At 57.6% G+C, this 17858-nt stretch carries 15 protein-coding genes; 12 read left to right on the top strand and 3 right to left on the bottom strand.

All coding sequences use genetic code 11. The annotated features are described in order from the left end of the window. The first annotated feature begins 69 nt into the window (after positions 1-69). A complete protein-coding gene (locus AVI_RS27135; protein ID WP_041699780.1) occupies positions 70-831 on the top strand; it encodes a FadR/GntR family transcriptional regulator in 762 nt (253 codons plus the stop codon). 3 nt (positions 832-834) lie between these two features. On the opposite strand, the gene AVI_RS27130 is transcribed toward AVI_RS27135, so the two are convergent. Both AVI_RS27130 and AVI_RS27125 read right to left on the bottom strand, forming a co-directional pair. Then, on the bottom strand, positions 835-1620 hold the full coding sequence (locus AVI_RS27130) for a hypothetical protein (protein ID WP_015918457.1): 786 nt from the start codon (positions 1618-1620) through the stop codon (positions 835-837). Between the two features lie 11 nt (positions 1621-1631). After that, positions 1632-3437 (bottom strand): heparinase II/III domain-containing protein, encoded by a 1806-nt coding sequence (locus tag AVI_RS27125; RefSeq protein WP_015918456.1) that lies wholly within the window; start codon positions 3435-3437, stop codon positions 1632-1634. Between the two features lie 211 nt (positions 3438-3648). Here AVI_RS27125 and AVI_RS27120 point away from each other — a divergent pair, with 211 nt between their 5' ends. From AVI_RS27120 to AVI_RS27085, 8 genes are all read left to right on the top strand, one after another. Then, positions 3649-4611: a carbohydrate ABC transporter permease gene (locus AVI_RS27120; RefSeq protein ID WP_015918455.1), complete on the top strand. Its 963-nt coding sequence runs from the start codon at positions 3649-3651 to the stop codon at positions 4609-4611. Between the two features lie 3 nt (positions 4612-4614). Further along, entirely contained in the window at positions 4615-5451 is an 837-nt protein-coding gene (locus AVI_RS27115) for a carbohydrate ABC transporter permease (protein ID WP_015918454.1), read from the top strand. A 4-nt stretch (positions 5452-5455) separates the two neighbouring features. After that, entirely contained in the window at positions 5456-6628 is a 1173-nt protein-coding gene (locus tag AVI_RS27110; RefSeq protein ID WP_015918453.1) for a glycoside hydrolase family 88 protein, read from the top strand. Positions 6629-6642: 14 nt separating this feature from the next. After that, the gene (locus AVI_RS27105) at positions 6643-7752 is read left to right on the top strand and encodes an ABC transporter ATP-binding protein (RefSeq protein ID WP_015918452.1); all 1110 of its coding nucleotides are present in this window, start codon (positions 6643-6645) and stop codon (positions 7750-7752) included. 12 nt (positions 7753-7764) lie between these two features. Further along, on the top strand, positions 7765-8475 hold the full coding sequence (locus tag AVI_RS27100; RefSeq protein WP_015918451.1) for a DUF624 domain-containing protein: 711 nt from the start codon (positions 7765-7767) through the stop codon (positions 8473-8475). 49 nt (positions 8476-8524) lie between these two features. Beyond that, positions 8525-9805, top strand: a complete 1281-nt coding sequence (locus AVI_RS27095; protein WP_015918450.1) for an ABC transporter substrate-binding protein — start codon at positions 8525-8527, stop codon at positions 9803-9805. Positions 9806-9879: 74 nt separating this feature from the next. After that, a complete protein-coding gene (locus AVI_RS27090) occupies positions 9880-11727 on the top strand; it encodes a DUF2264 domain-containing protein (protein WP_015918449.1) in 1848 nt (615 codons plus the stop codon). Positions 11728-11732: 5 nt separating this feature from the next. Continuing rightward, positions 11733-13370 carry an acyltransferase gene (locus AVI_RS27085; protein ID WP_015918448.1) on the top strand — a complete coding sequence of 546 codons (1638 nt, stop codon included), beginning with the start codon at positions 11733-11735 and terminating at the stop codon, positions 13368-13370. A gap of 168 nt (positions 13371-13538) precedes the next feature. On the opposite strand, the gene AVI_RS27080 is transcribed toward AVI_RS27085, so the two are convergent. Then, entirely contained in the window at positions 13539-14537 is a 999-nt protein-coding gene (locus AVI_RS27080; RefSeq protein ID WP_015918447.1) for an ABC transporter ATP-binding protein, read from the bottom strand. 184 nt (positions 14538-14721) lie between these two features. Between AVI_RS27080 and AVI_RS27075 the strand changes: the two genes are divergently transcribed. The 3 genes from AVI_RS27075 (at position 14722) to AVI_RS27065 (ending at position 17850) form a co-directional block, all read left to right on the top strand. Further along, complete coding sequence (locus AVI_RS27075; RefSeq protein ID WP_015918446.1) at positions 14722-16017, top strand: extracellular solute-binding protein; 1296 nt, start codon at positions 14722-14724, stop codon at positions 16015-16017. A 70-nt stretch (positions 16018-16087) separates the two neighbouring features. After that, positions 16088-17011 (top strand): carbohydrate ABC transporter permease, encoded by a 924-nt coding sequence (locus AVI_RS27070; protein WP_041699776.1) that lies wholly within the window; start codon positions 16088-16090, stop codon positions 17009-17011. Continuing rightward, positions 17008-17850, top strand: a complete 843-nt coding sequence (locus AVI_RS27065; RefSeq protein ID WP_015918444.1) for a carbohydrate ABC transporter permease — start codon at positions 17008-17010, stop codon at positions 17848-17850. Before AVI_RS27070 ends, AVI_RS27065 begins: the two co-directional genes overlap by 4 nt. The last annotated feature ends 8 nt before the right edge of the window (positions 17851-17858 follow it).

Below are 17858 nucleotides of genomic sequence, written 5' to 3'. Positions count from 1 at the left end.
TTTGCGTACGATTCATCATACATATTCCACTTAGAGAGACGAAAACGGCTCTGCCTTCTGCGGCAGGGCATGAAAGTGGTGGATGGTGTGACCGGTCAAGTGAAAACACGCGCCAAGGGCGCTGGCTCCCTGGTCGCACAGGTCAGCGACAGCCTTCGCAAGGCGATCCTTGGCGGGGACTATGCGCCGGGCGATCGGCTTCCCAGCGAAATGGAACTGACCGAGGCCCATGGTGTCAGCCGAACCGTTATCCGCGAGGCAGTCACCGGCCTGCGTTACGATGGGCTGGTCGAGGTGCGCCAAGGGGCTGGCATTTTCGTCCTCAATCATCATCAATCACGCTCAAACCCGTCGAAGCTGGATCGCGCCCGGCTGTCCTCAGATCTAGAGGTTTTGGAGATCCGCACGCCGCTGGAGATAGAGGCTGCCGGGCTTGCCGCGCTGCGCCGTTCGCCTGCGCAGGAGGAAGCGATTTTCGACTGCCATGCAAAATTGCTGGCGTGTATCGAGGCCGACCGCTCCATTCGCGAGGCCGACCTGGCCCTGCATATGGCGATTGCTGCGGCCACCAATAATCCGCTGTTTACGCAATTTCTCGAGATGCACGGCGCATCCGCTATCCCTCAGTCCAAAGTGGTTGCGGAAAACCGAGCCGCTGAGCAGACGGCCTATCGCCGCCTCATCCACAGGGAACACCAGGCCGTGGTCGTGGCGATTTCCGACGGCGACGAAAAAGCGGCCCGCGCCGCTATGCAGGATCATCTGCGCGGCAGCCAGTTGCGCTACCGTGATCTGTTGCGCGATCTGCGCGGTATCGGCAGCGAGACCTGAATCTCAGGCTTCCGTCCCCCAAACCTCAACTTGGGTCAGCGCCGGAAACGGCGATGGATCATCGGCTTTCACCAGACTGTGCAGCCGAACCCATTCGGTACGCGTTTCGGGCAGGCTAAAACACTGAGCGGCAGAGGATTTGACCAGCGCCAACCGCGCTTCCTCTCCACCCGAAAAGCTCAGAACTGCGCTTTCCCACCAGGCATCGTGTGGAAAATCAGCGCGCAGAGTGAGAACCACTTCACGGAGCGTGACGGGGCGACCGAAAAACAGGGTCAGGGCAGCCTGAGGGTCCCTGTTGATCCCCCAACTGGTGAAAGGCCAGAAGCCGTGATTGCTATTGGCCCGCTCTCCATCGATGACATTGCGAACAGCGAAGGCCGCCTCCCCGCGTGTTTCGACATTGGCCTCGACATGCGGAAATGCTTGAGAATTGGCGTGGTCGTCCAGGGGGTTAAAGGCAAGGTTTCTCTGTGCCGCTATTTCTTCCGGCCTCGCCTTCGCAGCGTGAAGCCGGTGCAGATCTCCGCAAAAGGCATGGGGCGGATAAGCGATCTTCCGAGCGCCGAACGGTATGGAAAAGCTAAAACGGCCCTGCGGCAAATACAGGATGGCCGGTGCCATGGCGGCATCGAGCGCCAGACGGATATGACCGGGCTCTGACACGTCAACCAATAGCTGGTCGCCGTCACGGTAGGGCTGGCGATAGACCAGAAAGGCTTCGTGGTCTGCACTGCTCTGCGCCAGGTTTTGGCCCGCAGCATCCACCACAGTGAGTGTCACTCTCATCCTCACCCTCCTCAAGTAATCGTCAGCGACAAGCGGGATGTCTCAAACGGCAGCAGAATACGGAAAATTCTCTCCGGCCAAGCCTGCCGCAGCCGGGGATCGCCGATGTCGATTGCCTCGATGATTGGCTCTGCCGCACCGCTCACGCTAATTTCGCCGAGCCCGTCCAGGACCAGCCGCCCCGCCTGCGAGCGGGGCGCAACGCAGGTCATCAGTGACAGGACCGCAGGCTTGTCACCGTCATGCTCGTCGATAATCTCAACATGGCTGCCGCGAATGAGCCTGACGCTGCGGCGATAAGAGCACAGCGCTGCTTCTTTCGGGTAAGCTGCGGCTATCTCCAGCGAAATGCGGGCCTCCTCCACCTCGAAAGCCGTCTCGACATCGCGTGCGGCACATTCCGGCCCCTCCTGCTGCATGACGCCCGCAAAGGTTGGAAGGTTGTGGTAGGCCGATTGCATCGTCCAGATCTCGTAACGCTGCGGCGAGAAAGTCTTGGCCGTGTAGGTTTCGACACCGATATCGATGAGAAATGGTTGTCCGTTCTTGTAAAGCGTCAGGCTGCCGACATCGTTATGATTATGGCTTTCGCCGTTATGCCCACCCTTCACCGCCAGATCGAAACGGTTGTCGCGGGCGATGAAAAGCCCGGTGCCGGGGTAGAAAATATCACCTTTTGCCGCCGGCTTTGCTGGCGCAGGCTTAACGTCCGGCAAGCGTGTGGCTGCCATCAACCGGTGCCAAAGGTTCCACTCTTTCGACAGCAGCGGATCTGCGGATTGTTGAAGATCGGCAGCGGCAAAATCCATCAGCGCCTTCGAGCCAACCGCTTTGCCGAACAGATATTCTCTGATGCTACAGGGCTCCAGAACTGCTGATGAATCGGCAAAATTGAAATAATGCCGTCCAGACACATGCATATTGAGGATGTATTCCGCCATATTGCGGATCTTGGCTGCCTGCCAAAGCGGACGGCACAGGTCCGGCACGACCTGATCCAGCACGGTCATAGCACCAAACAGACAGAGAGCGGCATGGCGATAGTAGAGCACGCCTTCCTCGCAGGCGCCGTCCTCGGCATAGTCCTTGAGAAAGGCATCGAGACTGCCCAGCGCTTTGACCAGCACTGCACGGCGAATCTCCTGGCTCGTGGGCAGGGAAAACGTGGCGATCAGGACGTTCTGGGTGATCCAGGCAGTCCAGTTGTTCATCCTCTCGTTTCCCTGCCCCATCCACCAGAAATGCCGGGTAAGATAAGGGGTGATAATACGGCGGTGGATCTCCTGTTCTATGCGGGCAGGCAGGCGCGGATCGCGTTGGGCAAGGGCAGGCCTTAGCAGCCAAACCAGGGTTGCCAGGTTCGCCGCCGTTTCCGCCGCGAAGAGATCGACCACAGGGTCATCAGGATCCGGCAAGGGCTGGCGCGGACCGCCGCGTCCATAGGCGTTATGCGCTGGCAATTGCCACCCGCTTTCCTCACAGATCAGAATGACGCCATCGATAATGGCGTCGATGAAGTCGTCTCCGCCCTCACCTGTGTCCTTGGCGCATTCCGCCAGAACCAGATCGTTCAGCATCAGGCGGCGACGGAAATACAGGTCTTCGAAGCGCGAACGATTTCCTGTCTGGGTATAGTCACGGTAACGAGAGGCAAAGATCTGCGGCCATTCGGCCTCCAGCGCCGTACGGCCTGCGGCCTTTAGGGCGGTGAGATGTTCGACGCCCAGTCGTTGCAGCAACGCATGGACGTCGGCAGCTGCGGCCGGTTGGAAATCGGCAAGATGAGGCGGCAAGCTGCCAATATGCTTGCTGAACATTATGCTCACCTCCCCTTCCTCACCGTCTAGCAATCCCCTGCTATCATACCTATTTTCACCTTTCCAGTAAATTTGTCTGATGTTATCGGAAGTTGTTTGACCAATAAACGATCTATGCTATGCAGGGATCGGGAGACGGGTGCAACCGACAGGCGGCCCCGCATGGAACGCTTGAGCATGGCACGATAGGCTTCGTGCGGGAGGAAAGCTGATGACGGTCATCAGTCCGGTTCTATCTGGCGGCAGCGCCGAGAACGGCAAAGATGCGAGTTCGAAGCGCAGGGTGCGGATTGTGTCCAAGCGCCGGCGGCGGATCGAAAATGCGCTGATTGCCTATTCCTTCATTGCACCGAATTTCCTGGGCTTTGCCGTCTTCACGCTCGGTCCCATCCTGTTCGCCTTTGTGCTGGCTTTCATGCATTGGGATGGGTCAAACCCGATCACCTTTGCCGGGCTCGATAATTTCTGGCGGCTGTTTGAAGACAAGACCTTTATCTCCGCCTTCTGGAACACGGTCATCTATACTGTTATCTCGGTGCCTGCGACGCTTGCCTGCGCGCTTGGCCTTGCCATTCTGCTCAACCAGAAAATCCGTGGTCGCGATTTCTTCCGCACCGCGATGTTCTTTCCCTATGTCGCGTCACTGGTCGCCGTGGCTGTCGTCTGGAACATGCTGTTCAACCCAGAAATGGGGCCGGTGAACATGCTGCTCTACACGCTCGGCCTCGACCCCAATGACATGCCCGGCTGGGCGGCTGACCGGCACTGGGCGATGGTCACCGTCATCCTGTTCGGTATCTGGAAGAGCATGGGCTATTACATGGTCATCTATCTGGCCGGGCTACAGGGTATCAATGCCGAATTATACGAGGCGGCCGGTCTCGACGGTGCCAATGGCTGGCAGAAATTCCGGCATGTCACCGTGCCGCAGCTTGCCCCGACGACGTTTTTCGTCACAGTCATGCTGACGATTCAGTCCTTTAAGGTGTTCGACCAGGTCTATATGATCACCCAGGGCGGACCTGGAACCTCTACCCTCGTGCTGGTCTATCATATCTATAACGAAGCCTTCATTTCCTGGGATCTCGGCTATTCCAGCATGATTGCGCTGGTGCTGTTCTTCCTGGTTCTGGCGGTCACCGTGGTCCAGTTCCGTCGCCAGAGGGAGGACTGAACCATGCGGATTGCCGGACGCAGGATCAATGTCTCGACAATTGCCATCTACGCAACGGTCATCGCCGTCACCATCATCATGCTGCTGCCGTTTGCCTGGATGCTGTCGGCCTCGCTAAAGCTCGACCGCGACGTTTTTGTCTTCCCGATCGAATGGATACCGGCCCATCCGCGCTGGCAGAACTATGTCGATATCTGGACGAAGATTCCGCTGGCCCTGTTCATCTACAACACCTCGAAGCTGACGATCATCGTCACGCTTTTGCAATTGTTGACGTCGAGTTTCGCGGCCTATGCTTTCGCCAAACTGCATTTTCCCTTCAAGAACACGCTGTTTCTCGGCTACATCGCCACCATCGCCATGCCCTGGCAGGTCTATATGGTGCCACAATTCCTGCTGATGCGGGAATTCGGGCTGAACAACACCCATCTGGCACTGATCTGCTTGCAGGCGTTCACAGCCTTCGGCGTCTTCCTGATGCGGCAGTTCTATATGTCGATCCCGACAGAACTCTGCGAAGCCGCCCGGATCGACGGGATGAACGAATACCAGATCTGGGCGAAGATCATGCTGCCGCTGTCGAAGCCAGCGCTATCGACTCTGACGATCTTCACCTTCGTGACCACATGGAACGATTTTCTGGGGCCGATGATCTATCTCACTAAGACCGAACTGAAGACCATCCAGATCGGGCTTCGAATGTTCATATCGCAATATTCCGCCGAATACGGGCTGATCATGGCGGCGTCGGTCGTCGCGCTCATTCCCGTACTGATTGTCTTTCTCGCCTTGCAGCGCTTCTTTGTTGAAGGCGTCGCATCAACCGGGCTGAAGGGGTGATGCCATGAATGCCATGTTTTCCAACGCGCCACAGCCGATCACCGATCAACAGGTGACCATGGCGCTCGAGATCGCGGTCGCCCAGGTGCGGCGCAATCTGCCTGACTTCACCTATGCGGCACAGAACCATTCCAGCGTCGGCAACAGGTATCCGGCGGTTGCCAACGACCAATGGACGGCAGGTTTCTGGCCCGGCGAAATCTGGCTCGCCTATGAGCACAGCGGCGATAAGGTCTTTCGATATGCCGCTCAGATTCAGGTGCAAAGCTTCCTGCATCGCATCGAGAACCGTATCGCCACCGACCATCACGATATGGGGTTTCTCTATTCGCCCTCCTGCATTGCCGCGTGGAAACTGGTGGGCGACGAGGATGGACGCAAGGCGGCACTCCTTGCCGCCGACCAGCTGATCGAACGCTACCAGCCCATCGGACAATTCATCCAGGCCTGGGGCGCCAAGGGCAATCCAAACGAATACCGCTACATCATCGACTGCCTGTTGAACCTGCCGCTGCTCTATTGGGCGACTGGCGAAACAGGGGATGAAAAATACCGCGAGATCGCGCTCTCCCATGCGCGCACCACGCTTGCCCATTCGGTGCGGGAGGACTGCTCCACCTATCACACGTTCTACATGGACCCCACGACCGGCGCTCCGGTACGGGGCGTGACCAAGCAGGGCTATAGCGATGACAGTTTCTGGGCACGCGGACAGGCCTGGGGCATTGCTGGCATGGCCCTGTCCTATCGTTACGAGCGCATTGCCGAATACCGCGACGCTTTTGAGCGGCTGCTGGGCTTTTATCTGCAGCGGCTTCCAGACGATCTCGTGCCGGTCTGGGACCTGATCTTTTCGGCAGAGGACGGCGAACCGCGCGATAGTTCGTCCGCCTCCATCGTCGCCTGCGGCCTTCTGGAAATGGCCGATCTCGTGGAAGACGCGGACGCCGCACGCTACCGCGATCTGGCCCGGAGGATGATGAAAAGTCTGGCCGATCACTATGCTGTCAAGGACCCGGCCCTTTCCAACGGGCTTGTTCTGCATGGCACCTATTCGAAGAAAACCCCACACAACACATGTCGCGGCGAAGGTGTCGATGAATGCGTGTCCTGGGGCGACTACTATTACATGGAAGCTTTGACGCGCCTGTCGCGCAACTGGTCCTCCTATTGGTGATGCGTGAGGGATAAATGGCAAGCATTTCGCTGAAAAAGCTCAACAAATCCTTCGGTGCACTGAAAGTGGTGCACGATATCGACCTTGAGATCGCCGACAAGGAATTCATCATTCTCGTCGGACCGTCCGGCTGCGGCAAATCCACCACGCTCAGAATGATTGCGGGGCTTGAGGAGATCTCCGGCGGGCAATTGCTGATCGGCGAGGACCTGATGAATGACGTGCCGTCAAAGGACCGCGACATTGCCATGGTTTTCCAGAATTATGCGCTCTATCCGCATATGACTGTCTACAAGAACATGGCGTTCGGACTTGAGCTGCGGAAAGCGCCGCGCGATGTGATCGAGACAAAAGTCCAGGAAGCGGCAAAGATCCTCGACATCACCCATCTTCTGAACCGCAAGCCCAAGGCACTGTCGGGAGGCCAGCGGCAGCGCGTGGCGCTGGGCCGTGCGATGGTGCGCAATCCGGAAGTGTTTCTGCTCGACGAACCGCTGTCCAACCTCGATGCCAAGCTACGCGGCACGATGCGCGCCGAAATATCCAAGCTGCATAAGCGGCTGAACGCCACCTTCATCTACGTGACCCATGATCAGGTAGAGGCCATGACCATGGCCGACCGTATCGTTGTCATGAAGGATGGCCACATCCAGCAGGTCGATACGCCGCAGCGGCTCTATGACCATCCGATCAACATGTTTGTGGCGGGCTTTATCGGTGCGCCGCAGATGAACATGCTGCCCTCGACGATCCGGCGCCAGGAGGATGGTTTCGTCGCCGTCTTCAACGATCATGCCCTACCCTTGCCGAACACCTTCGACCAGAGCCGCATCGCGCCCTATCTGGACCGCGACATCATTCTGGGCATACGGCCTGAAAACTTTCATGAACTGGCACCGGGCGATATCGACCCTGCCAATACGGCACCCTTTGAGGCGGTCGTTGAATTGGCCGAACCGATGGGCTCGGAAGTGCATCTCAATCTCGTCGTTGCCGGACGCTCGGTCGTTGCCCGCGTGTCACCGCGCTTCAAGGCCAGGCTTGGTGAGCAGGTGCGCCTCACCGCCGACATGACCAATGCGCAATTGTTCGATCCGCAAACCGAGCGGTCGATCCTTTACTGACAGGACAACACGATGCAATGGTTGGAGGCCATCTGGACGAAAGAAGGAAAGGGCATCGCCAAGGATGCGCCGAAGCGCACCGGTGTTGCACTGTTTTGCGAGATCATCGGGCGCGAATGGTGGGAACTGGTCAAGCTCAACCTTCTGTTTCTGGTCGCCGCGTTGCCTGTCGTCACCCTGCCCGCAGCCCTCTTCGCCACCGCCAGTATGTGTCGCGCCATGGTGGAGGACCGCAACGTCTACCTGCTGCGTGATTTTGCCGAAGCCTTTCGCCGCTATTTAGCCGTGGCAACGGGATGGGGTCTGGCAACCGGTCTGGCGCTGTGGATCGGTTCTTGTGCGATCTTAACCTATGGCGCCCAAGTGCGCGACAGCCTGATCTACGCCGGCCCTCTGGCTGTCAGCCTTGTCGCAACCGGTTTTGTGGGCGTGTGGTCGGTGCATTTCATTGTGCTTGCGGTGATGAGCAAGCGTGGTGTCCTGGAGATCCTGCGGCTATCGGCGCTGGCAACGCTTCTGCGGCCCTTGCCGACGGTGGCAGCGCTGGTGTTTGTCGCGGCCCTCTGGCTTGTGCATGTGCTGCTCTATCCGGTTTCTGTCTTCATGCCGGCAATGATCAATTTTTCACTTGGAATGTTCGCCGTTTCATTCGCCGCGCATCGGGCAGCCGCACTGGTTTTGGCCGAGCCTGATGCGGCGTATCGGACAACCAAAATATCATAGGAAGCCGCTGGGAGGCGCTTTCAACGAGACAATCAGGGAGGAGAACAGAATGTACAGGCAGAAATTTGGGATATCGCTGACCATTGCCGCTGCGGCACTGGGAATGGTCACTGTCATGGCAGGCGGCGCGTTCGCACAATCGGCAGCCCCCGTCACCTTGAAATGGGCGCTGTGGGACTGGGACAAGGTGGCCTATTACAAGCCGCTGATAGAAGCCTATCAGGCCAAGCATCCGAATGTGAAATTCGAGCCGGTGGATCTCGGTTCGCAGGACTACACGCAGATGATCGCCACCCAACTGACCGGTGGCGCCAAGGATATCGACGTCGTCACCATCAAGGACGTGCCGGGCTACGCGACCCTGGTGCGGGCCAACTCTATCGGCGATCTCTCCGGTTTCATGACCGAGCAGAAGATCGACAAAGCTAGATATGGCGGGCTTATCGAGGAGCTGAGCATTGACGGCAAGGTCTATGCAATACCCTTCCGCTCTGACTTCTGGGTGGTCTATTATAACAAGGACATCTTCGACAAAGCGGGCGTTTCCTACCCGACCAATGACATGACCTGGACACAGTTCGACCAGATCGCAGTTAAGCTGAAGGGCGGCATGGGGGTCAACAAGACCTACGGCGCATTGCTGCACACATGGCGTTCGACCGTTCAGCTTCCGGGCATCATGGATGGTCAGCATACGCTGGTCGGTGGCGATTACGCTTTTCTGAAGCCCTGGTATGAGCGGGCGCTGAAGCTTCAAAAGGAAGGTGCGATCCCGTCCTATGCATCGCTGAAAACCTCCAATACCCATTATTCGGCGCTGTTCTTCAACGGGACGGTCGGTATGCTGCCGATGGGGACCTGGTTCATCGGCACCCAGATCGCCAAGGTAAAGTCCGGTGAATCCAAGAGCAAGAATTGGGGCATCGTCAAATTCCCGCACCCAGACGGCGTTGCAGCCGGCACAACGGCGGCGCAGATTGCGGCTCTTTCGGTCAATAACAACTCAGCCCACAAAGACGTGGCGCTTGACTTCATCAAGTTCGTGACTGGACCTGAAGGTGCGGCAATCATTGCCGATACGGGAACTTTGCCAGCGGTGCGCACAGACGATGTCAGCACCAAGATCACCTCGCTGCCCGGCTTCCCGCAGGACGAAAACAGCAAGGCGGCGCTTAAAGCCGGCAAGTCCTATCTGGAAATGGCGGTCAGTCCCAATGCAGCAAAAATCGAGGTCGTGCTGAACCGTGTGCATGACGCGATCATGACAGACAACACATCTATCGACGATGGCCTGAAGGAGATGAACGACGGCGTCAAGGCGATCAAATAGTCCACAGCAAGTCTGGCCGCAGGTTCACACCTTCCTGCGGCCAATTCATTCGAAACAGTTCATGGATATCGATTGTGGTTTACGATCCGGCCCAGGCCAACCCGCTCTACGGCAACCCCTTGCGCAGTCGCGATGATGTGGCAAAAGCCCTGCTCGACCTGTTCACGCCGCTCCTGCCCTATTTTTCGCAAGGCGGCGCACGGGTACGGCTTGGCGCATCCGGCGCGATTTTCGATCATGCGGCTGCCGATCTCGAAGGTTTTGCCCGGCCCCTGTGGGGTATCGTACCCTTTGCGGCGGGCGGTGGCGATTTCCCGCACTGGGATCTTTACCGACGTGGCCTGACCCATGGCACCGATCCGCAACACGAAGACTATTGGGGCGATGTCTCTGATCGCAACCAACGGCTGGTGGAGCTTGCCGCCATCGGCTTTGCGCTCGCCATGGTGCCGCAGCATATCTGGGAGCCTCTGGACGATGCTGCCAAGGCCACCGTCTCGGCCTATCTGCTCCACGCCCGAGACCGCGAATACGTCGATAACAATTGGAAATTCTTCCGGGTTCTGGTCGATCTGGGGCTGGAGCGGGTCGGAGTAGAATTCGACCACACCAAGACTATTGCCTATCTCGATGAGCTGGAAGGATTCGATATTGGTGATGGCTGGTACCGCGATGGGCCGGTGCGTCGGGTGGACCACTACATTCCCTTTGCCATGCATTTTTATGGGCTGATTTATGCCGTGCTTGCCAACGAAGACGACGCCCGTAAAACCCGTCTCCGCGACCGCGCAACGGTCTTTGCCAGGGATATCCGCCATTGGTTTGGCCCGGATGGCGCTGCACTCGCTTTTGGGCGTAGCCAGGCCTATCGTTTTGCCGCTGGTGGTTTCTGGGGCGCGCTTGCCTTCGCCGACCTTGATGCCCTGCCATGGGGTGAGATCAAGGGCTATTATATGCGCCATATTCGCTGGTGGTCGGCATTGCCGATTGCCGACCGCGACGGTGTGTTGTCGGTCGGCTACGGCTATCCCAATCTGCTGATGAGCGAGAGCTACAATTCGCCCGGTTCGCCCTATTGGGCGCTGAAATTCTTTCTCCCGCTGGCCCTGCCCGCCGATCACCCGTTCTGGCTGGCGCCGGAAACCGAAGCGCCGTCCTTCAATGCGCCGGTGCCGCTCGAAAAACCGGGCATGGTGGCCATGCACACGCCGGGCAATATCGTTATTCTCGCCTCCGGCCAGGAACATGACAAGATGCGTGGCTCCAACGAGAAATACGCCAAATTCGTCTATTCAACCCGCTATACCTTCAATATCGAGGCCAATGATCGCCATTTCGATGCGGCCAGTTTTGATGGCATGCTGGGCCTGTCGGATGATGGCGTGCATTTTAGGATGCGCGAGACGCTTGAAGAGGCGATGATTGCCGATGACAGGCTCTATTCCCGCTGGAAGCCCTGGGCGGATGTGACCGTCGAAACCTGGCTCGTTCCACAAAATCCCTGGCATATCCGCATCCATCGGATTGCAACACCGCGCAGCCTGATGACCAGCGAAGGCGGCTTTGCCATTGCCCGCGCCGATTTCAGCCGCGACCGTATGGAAGAAAGCGCTGGCCGCGCGGTGTGGTTCGGGCAAACGGACATCAGCACCATTGTCGATCTATCCGACCATCAACGCATCGGCCGCGCTCACGTGCCGATTGCCAATACCAATCTTTTATGGGCGAAAACCAACCTGCCGCAATTGCGTGGCGCAGTCGAACCGGGCCAAACCGTGCTGGTAACTGCAGCCTTCGCCCTGCCGCTGGGACGTGCAGCAGACGAGGCTCTTGCCGCTCCGCCTACTTGCCCCGATCTCGAGGTGCTGGAGCAGCAGTTTAGAGACGTTGGACGCCGCGTCGCGGCCTTCGATATCGGCTAAGCGCCATGAGCAGGGATGACCAAGTAAACGAGGAAGAGGCATCCTTGCGCCGCAACCGGCTCAATATCCTCACCTGGGAGCGGAATGCGCAGGATATTGAGAGCGCAACCCATCAGGCACGCCTTCGCCAGCTTCAGACCTATGCCGGCGCGACATTTTCTCCGGGCGCTTATGTGGCGGAAAAGGCTGAAATCCATACGGATAGGCTGGTGATGGGCGCGGGCTCCTGGATTGCCGGCCATGCGCTGGTGCGTGGCGATGTCGAGCTTGGCGAGAACGTTTCGATCAATGCCTATGCCTGCATGTCTGGCAGGGTACGGGTGGGAAATGGGGTGCGGATTGCCTCGCATGTCAGCATTATCGGCTTCAATCATGGCTTCGACGATCTCGAAACGCCGATCTACCGCCAGCCGCTGACATCGCTCGGCATCGAGATTGGTGACGATGTCTGGATTGGTGCCAATGCGGTCATTCTGGATGGCGCCCGGATCGGCAGCGGTGCCATTATCGCTGCTGGTGCCGTGGTCTCGAAAGACATCCCACCACAGGCCATCGCTGGCGGCGTACCGGCCCGCGTGCTGCGGATGCGCGGCAAAGACACGGCGTCTACCCGCAAAACCGAGGTGGTCGAGGCCGCGCTTGCCGCAATCGATGCTGCCGCTTCAACTGATTGGCGAGCGGTGGTGGAGCGATATCGTATCGGCGATGATTACAGTGCACCGGATGCAAGCGGCAAACCCGTTACCAGCATTCGCCATCTCTGCGACGCCATCGAAATTGCCGCTGCCTTCGGTGATATCGGCTCGATATTCGATGTCGATGCCACCATCGCCCGCCTGCAAGCCGTTCAGGACCCGCAAACCGGCCTTTTCCTCGATCCTTATCGTGAAACGCAGCAGCCTCTGCATCACGATCCAATTGCCTTGTACAATGTGCTGGCGGTTGGATATGCCCTTGAACGCCTAGGATCAGCGCCACTCCACCTCTTCCGGTTCATCGAACGCCTGAGTGCGAGCGATCTTGTGCAATGGCTTGACGGGTTGCCCTGGCAAACGCGCGCCTGGCATTGCGGCGCGACCGTTGACGCCATCGCAACTGCCGTGCATTTCAACGGTCGTTATTTTGGCGCAGATGCCAATCGGCACAGTTTGTTTGGCTGGCTGAGCCTCAACTGCAATCCAGCATCCGGCCTTTGGGGTACGGTGACACCAGAAGACGGGCTGTTGCAGCCGGTCAATGGTTTTTATCGTCTGACGCGCGGCGCTCATGCGCAATTTGGCATACCGGTTCCATACCCGAACGCCGCCATCGATTCCGTGATCGCCAATTACCGGGCTCATGAAGGATTTCGTGGACAAGGCTTCAATGCCTGCAATCTGCTCGACACGATCCACCCGCTGCTCCTTTGCCTGAAGCAGACACCTCATCGCCGCGACGAGGCGATGGAAATCGCAACTGGCATCATTCTGCAACTGTCTACACGGTGGCAAAGTGGGCAAGGCTTCCCGTTCGCAGACGGTCATCCGCCCGGGTTGCAGGGAACTGAAATGTGGCTCACGACCTGTTGGCTTTCAGCCAAACTCCTGAACCTCTCCAGCAGCCTGTCATTCAAGCCACGAGGCATCCATCGGTACCGAGGATGAGACAGCATTTTCAAACGCTACCCCCTCGCCAACCTCTTTGCTGCGAGATATCGATTATGTCATTTTCTACGTAATTTGAAGTGGCCTCCCGGGGCGTATGATCTCGAAAGGCCTGCCATATTCGGGTAACCTTACAAAGTATCGCGATAAGGCCTCTATGTTCTCCTTTTAAATTGACCTACCGGCCTCATCGAACCGGTGAAGGCATCCCTCCATTGGCTTGGCGCTGATGATTTCGCCGATCCTTGGCTCATGGCTGCCGCTGGTGCGGATGAGCAGCTTTCCGTACAGAGCGGAGTCGATGGTCATGAACGTGTCGCTGCCAAGGCATTCAGCGGCCACCACCGCACCGGTCCAGGCATCATGGTCCTGGGAAAGCACCAGATGCTCTGGTCTTATACCAATGGTTGTTGCACTGTGTCGTTGGGCCGCTTCGCCCGACACCAGATTCATTTGTGGTGAGCCAATGAAGGCGGCAACAAAGAGATTGGCTGGTCGGTGATAAAGCTCCAGCGGTGTGCCCAATTGCTCAAGGACGCCCTTGTTGAAAACGGCAATTTTGTCAGCCATGGTCATGGCTTCCACCTGATCATGGGTGACGTAAATGGTTGTCGCATTCAATCTCTTCTGTAATTCCCGAATTTCCGAGCGCATTTGCACCCGCAGCTTGGCATCGAGATTGGAAAGAGGTTCATCAAACAGAAAAACCTTCGGGTCGCGCACAATGGCTCTGCCCATGGCAACGCGCTGACGTTGCCCACCTGAAAGAGCTGCGGGCTTGCGTTTAAGATATGGTTCAAGCCCCAGGACCTCAGACGCCTTTGCCACGCGCGCATTGATGTCCGCCACAGAATGCCCGGCGAGCTTAAGGGCAAACCCCATATTCTCGGCCACTGTCATATGCGGATAGAGCGCATAATTCTGAAACACCATGGCAATGTCGCGCTCACGTGGGCTCAAGTCATTGATGCGGACACCATCAATGAAGATATCGCCGCCTGATACCTCTTCCAAACCTGCAATCATCCGTAGGAATGTTGATTTTCCGCAACCGGATGGTCCAACCAGTGCCAGGAATTCCCCGTCCCCGACCTCTAGATCCACACCGTGTATGACCTCCAACGCCCCGTAATGCTTGCATAAATTTTCAATCCGCACCACAGCCATGATTTCCTCCCAGACAAATCGCTTGACGCAAAACAAAAGTGATTTAATCTATTTCTTGCATTCAGGGAAGACGCCTGTTGGAGGAGACAGCGGGTGTCGGATGGTGAAGAAGGGCGAAGGCTTGCCCGCGATTGAGGGTTTTAACGCATGGCACTCAACGGCATGCGACTTTGGGAGGAAGCATATGAAAAAGAACAGGCATGCGTTGACGCTTGTCGCGCTGTTGGTCGCCCCAGTGGGCGGGAATGCCAATGAGATGATCACCGGCGACACGGTTGGCCCGGCTGACGCGCCCAATAAAATGACATTCCGCATGACGACCGACGGTCCGCGCAACAATGACCCGGTTGTTGCTGAAGGCTATGGCAAGCTGTTCAATCAGTTTATTGCCAAGCATCCTGGCTGGCGCATTGAATTGCAGATGATGACGGGGGATATCAGTCAGGAGCAGGCCCGCATGGTTGAGCAGGCCAAGTCCGGCAATGCGCCCGATTGCGCTGCCGTGGACTCCTTCGTGCTGCCTGTTTTTAAAAAAGCCGGCGTGCTGAAGTCCTTCTCGCCCTATTTCACCAAGGAAGAGATCGACCAGCTTTTCCCCTTCATTCGCGAGGGCGTTACCGGCGCTGACGGCCAGATTTATGCCTGGTGGTGGTCGACCGATCTGCGTGTTCTCTATCGCAACAAGGAGATCATTCCCGATGCGCCGCAGACATGGGACGAGACCAAAAAGGCAGCACTTCACTCCGTGAAAGAGGGCATGGAAGGCATTCTGTTCAACGGCTCGCGTTATGAAGGTACCACGTTTGACTGGCTGGCCAATTTCTGGGCGCAAGGCGGCAAGCTGGTCGATGAGAGTGGCAAGCCGATCTTTGGCGAAGGCGCTGAGCGGGAAAAATTCGTCAAGGCGGTGAATTACTATCGCGATCTGGTGGAATCAGGTGCGGCCCCGAAGCGCGTGGCCACCATTGGCAATTATGATGATTTCAATGCCGCCGCAGCCGCTGGCACCACGGCGCTGTTTGTCGGTGGCAATTGGCAATATGGCCAGCTGCAAGCCGCCCTTGAGCCGGAAGAACTGGCAAAATGGACATTCTCACCCCTGCCCGGCCCCACCAAGGATCAGCGCTCGACCGGCACAGGTGGCTGGACGGTTGCTTCTTTCGCGTCCGATCCGGCCAAGGTAAAAATGTGCGCTGATCTGGCTCGTGATGTCTATATGGGACCTGCCAACGAGGTTCAGGGGCAGCTGCCAACCCGCGCCGACCTCTATGAAAAGTACAAGATTTTCTCCTCTGACATCAACAAAGCTTTCTCGGAAGCCCTGAAAGTCGGGCAAGCCCGGCCCGGTGCGCCGGTCTATCCCGAAATTTCCAATCAGATCCAGATTATGATGGGCAAGGTGCTGACGGGAACGCAAGCCACGGATGCGGCTGTCGATGAAGCCTTCAAAGCTTCGCTTGCGGCATTTGACCGCCACTGAACTCCCTTTGATGCTGCGGGACCAAAGGGTTCCGCAGCGCTTTGTGATCTGAATCCAGAAGGTGCACTCCATGGCAACAATCAGCTTGCAGGCGGGCAAACAAATGGGTGCCGCCCGAAGCCGTCACAGACCAAAGGCAGCGCCCTGGCTTATGCCGCTGATCTTGGTGCTCGGCATTTTCTACCTTTATCCGGTGTTGGATGTGGCGCGCCTTGCCTTCACCAGAGCCACCCTGCTCGGGGATGACGGTGGCTACACCATCACAACATTGATCAACACGCTGACCCGCGCAGAAATTCCGCAGATCCTGTGGGTCACGCTCACCTTCACGGCGGGTTCGGTTCTGGCGCAGCAACTGTTAGGCCTTGTGATCGCATTGGTGGTGGTGCGGGCAGAAAGACGCGGTCTGTTCGGTGCGACAATCCTGCGAACCACGGCGCTGATTGCCTGGGTGGTGCCGGGCATTGCTGGCGGCATTATCTGGAAAATGCTGTTTAACGAAGCGCCGTTTGGCGGGCTGAACAGCCTGCTTCGACTTGTGGGAGCTGGCCCCGTACAATGGCTCTCCGATCCCAACCTCGTGATGTGGTCGGTGGTGTTGTCGAATGTCTGGCGCGGAACCGCCTTTTCCATGGTGGTGATGTATGCGGCCATCAAGGCGATTGATCCGGTGCTTTATGAGGCCGCGGCGGTGGATGGGGCGCGGGCCGATCAGCGGCTGCGCTATGTCACTCTGCCGCAGCTAAAATCGGCCATTCTGGTCAATCTGATTTTGATCACCATTCAGACGCTCAACACCTTCGATGCGATCATCTCCCTCACCGGCGGCGGACCGGGACGGGTGACAGAGGTACTGTCGCTCTACACGTTCAATGTGGTGTTTCGCAATTATGATCTGGCGGCGGGCGCTGCCCTGTCCATCCTGATGCTGGTAATCTCGCTGACGCTTGCCTTGATCTATGCCGCCTTCCTGCCAAAGGGAGATGACCAATGAAAACCCGCACAAGTGAGCGCCTCGGCGATCTGCTGAGCTATATTTTTATGGCCATTACCTTTGCTTTTTTCGCATGGCCGCTGCTGTGGCTTTTGTCTTTGGCGCTCAGAACCCGCAAGGAAGTGTTTCTGGGTGTCACTCGCTTCATTCCCAAAGCACCGACACTGGATAATTTTGCGATGATCCTGTCCTCGGACAAGTTCATTTCTTACCTTTGGAATGCGCTGAAACTCTCCTGCCTGTCAGCGGCAGGCTGCCTGATCGTGGCCTTGCCTGCGGCCTATGCCTTTTCGCGCTTTCAGTTCAAGGGCAAGGGCGCGTGGATGATGGCGCTGCTATCGGTGCAGATGATCTCCCCGCTGGTGATCATGGTGCCGCTCTACCGCTACATGGCGGCCATGGGCCTGCTGGACAGCCATTTCGGCACCACCATGGTCTATGTGGCCCTTGCCGTTCCGGTCTCCACCTGGATTTTGAAAGGCTCGATCGACGGCATTCCCAAAACCCTTGATGAAGCGGCGATGATGGATGGTTGCACCCGGTTTGGTGTGTTTATCCGCGTTATCCTGCCGCTGTCCACGCCGGGCATCGCTTCGGCCTTCATCATTGCCGTGATCAGTGGCTGGTCGCAATTTCTGGTGCCGTTCCTGCTGATTACCAAGGAATCCCTCACCCCGATTGGCGTCGGGATTTTTCAATATGCCGGTACGCAAAATGACTCTTCCATCCAACTTCTCGCGGCGGCCTGCCTTGTATCAGTTGTGCCTGCCATCATTGCCTTCCTCTCGCTCCAGCGCCTGATATTGGGCGCAATGACCGCCGGAGCCGTGAAGGGCTGAACCCATTC

It is taken from the genome of Allorhizobium ampelinum S4, assembly GCF_000016285.1.
Classification (GTDB): domain Bacteria; phylum Pseudomonadota; class Alphaproteobacteria; order Rhizobiales; family Rhizobiaceae; genus Allorhizobium; species Allorhizobium ampelinum.
The sequence above is the reverse complement of the archived record's forward strand: the minus strand, read 5'-3'. Positions and strand labels throughout refer to the sequence as shown.